The 2,442-nt window shown below is 51.8% G+C and carries 2 protein-coding genes; both read right to left on the reverse strand.

Annotated elements, in window-relative coordinates; genetic code table 11:
- A partial coding sequence (locus tag RMO35_RS14320) for an Hpt domain-containing protein (protein WP_309741994.1) occupies positions 1–484 on the reverse strand: 484 nt, incomplete at its 3' end.
- Between the two features lie 157 nt (positions 485–641).
- A partial coding sequence (locus RMO35_RS14325) for a methyl-accepting chemotaxis protein (protein WP_309741995.1) occupies positions 642–2,442 on the reverse strand: 1,801 nt, incomplete at its 5' end.

Consider the following 2,442-nt stretch of genomic DNA (forward strand, 5'->3'; position numbering starts at 1 on the left):
CGAATACCTGCTGGATCGCCGGATCTTGGGCGGAACTGCGTTCTGGCGGTGCTGCGACGGCTTCACTGGTAGCCACTAAGTGCTGAAGATAAGCTTTGAGTTCTTCAAATACCGGGTCGCCGATAGGATCTCCCAGTTCGGGGTTGCGCGAGTAGGGATCGCTGGCGATCCGCACATCATTAATCCCGGCTTGCAAAAAACCAAAACTCTCCAGAAATAGCGATTGGAGTTGGTTATCGACGGCAATTTGCGGATGCTCTTTGAGCAGTCTAAAGTTGGCTTCAAACTGGTTGCCGATCTTCTGGACGTCAACGAGTCCCAGCATGGCAGCACTACCCTTGATCGAATGCGCTGCGCGAAATAATTCGCGAATCATCGTGGGCTGTCTGACGGTTTCGGGAAGTTTGCGTAAGCCTTGCTCGATCGTGTTTAAGTGTTCGCTGGCTTCTTCTAAAAAGTAGCCCAGAATGCGATCGTGTTCCATAACTAGGGGATAGGGGATAGGGGATAGGGGTTAGAGGTTAGGGGTTAGGGGTTAGGGCGAGGGTTAAGGTTAAGGTTCGGGTTCGGGTTCGGGATGTAGAGGGACGCTTGCGTCCGATTCCCTATTCCCTATCCCCTATTCCCTATCCCCTAATCGGCTACTCAACCTTGAATCGTTCGACATAAGTAAGTAGATTCCGCGCGACAACTACCAAGTTTTCGAGCGAGGAAGATACTTTCTGTGCTTCTTGAGAGGTTGACTGGGCTTGAATTTCCACCGACTGCATAACTTCGGTAACTGCTTTAGAAGTTTCGCGCTGCTCGATCGTATCGGAGGTAATCGATCGGACCAAGGCATCGATCCGATTGGATACTTGAATGATGTCATCGAGCGATCGTTTGGCTTGTTCTGCCAGTTTGGTACCAGCGATAACTTGCTGTGTCCCTTGCTCCATCGCCGCCATTACCGAACCAGTTTCACTTTGAATCTGGAGGACGATATGCTCGATTTCTTTGAGTGCTTTGGCACTCCTGTCGGCTAGTTGACGGACTTCATCGGCGACGATCGCAAACCCTTTACCGGATTCGCCCGCTCTGGCTGCCTCGATACTGGCGTTGAGTGCGAGTAAGTTGGTACGAGACGCAATTTGGGAGATGACCGAAACGATTTGCGAAATTTGTTGGGAAGATTCCGCCAAACGCTTGACTTTACGCGTACTTTCTGCCACTGTTTCGCGAATCTCTTGGATACCTGCTACCGTCCGTTCTACCGCTTCCCCACCTCTAAGGGCGGTTGAAGATGCGGTGCGGGCGACTTCTTCTGATTCGCGCGCACTTTCGGCTACCCGTTTGATCGAGGCAGTCATCATTTGGACAGAGTTTACAGTCACAGCGAGTTCTTCGGCTTGACTGAGCGCATCCGAAGACAACCGCCGCGCAAACGCCTCACTCTCAGTCGAGCTTTGGTTGACCTGGACTGCGGCGACTTGTACCTGTTGCACGATCTGTCTGAGACTATCGATCGTCAAGTTAAACGAGTCAGCAACCGCACCGAGGACGTCGGCGGTGACTTCGGCTTTGACGGTCAGATCTCCTCGCGCCGCGCCTTCTACATCATCTAGCAGGCGAATTACCTGGCGTTGGAGTTCGTCTTTAGCGAGTTCCATCTCCCGCGCTTTGCGCTGGGCTTCGGAGTTGCTAGTGACCACCGATTGCAACATATAGTTAAACGATGACGACAGCAGACCCAACTCATCTTGAGACGAGACGGTCGCCCGCGCTCCCATATTCCCTTGCGCCACTTGCTCGAAATTAGATTGTAAGTCTCTAACACTCCGACTGACTTGCTTGGTATACCGACCGATCAGCAGGCGGGTAATCCCAAAACTAGTGATGCCGCCAACTAGGGTCATCATCATCCCCGCGTTGCGAAGTGGTTCCCGTGCTGATTTGGCACTTTCAGGCAGATTGAGACTACTGACAAATGTTACCCCCGCGATCGCGATCGCGGCACCCAAGCCTGCTGCACCGGAAATCAGCCACTGCTTTTTCTGGAAGGAAGCATTTTCAAAAGGTGCAAATAGACCGCGATTTGCCGTGAGGTTAGTCAGATTCGGACTATCATCGCGGTAGATGTTGCTAATCGTGCCCTGCGGTTGCTGCTTGATTCCCGAAATCGATACCCCATTAATAAAGGTCGAACTATCATCAAACATCCCGGAAGATTTTGGCATATTAATTGAAGATGGTGGCGATTGTTCGAGAAAATTGTCTGGCAGATCGAAAAATCCCGACTGTGGCCCCGCAGATCCTACCAGGAGTTGCTGTTCGCTGGTGGCAAATGGAGATTCAGCTAAATTAGCCGGATTTTGGATGCCTGCTTGCGGCTGAAACGCTTCTTGGAAAACTTGAGCGACATCAAATTCCCGATCGTCTGCCTGCTGGTTGGCGAGATCGTCG

It is taken from the genome of Chamaesiphon sp. OTE_20_metabat_361 (genome assembly GCF_031364565.1).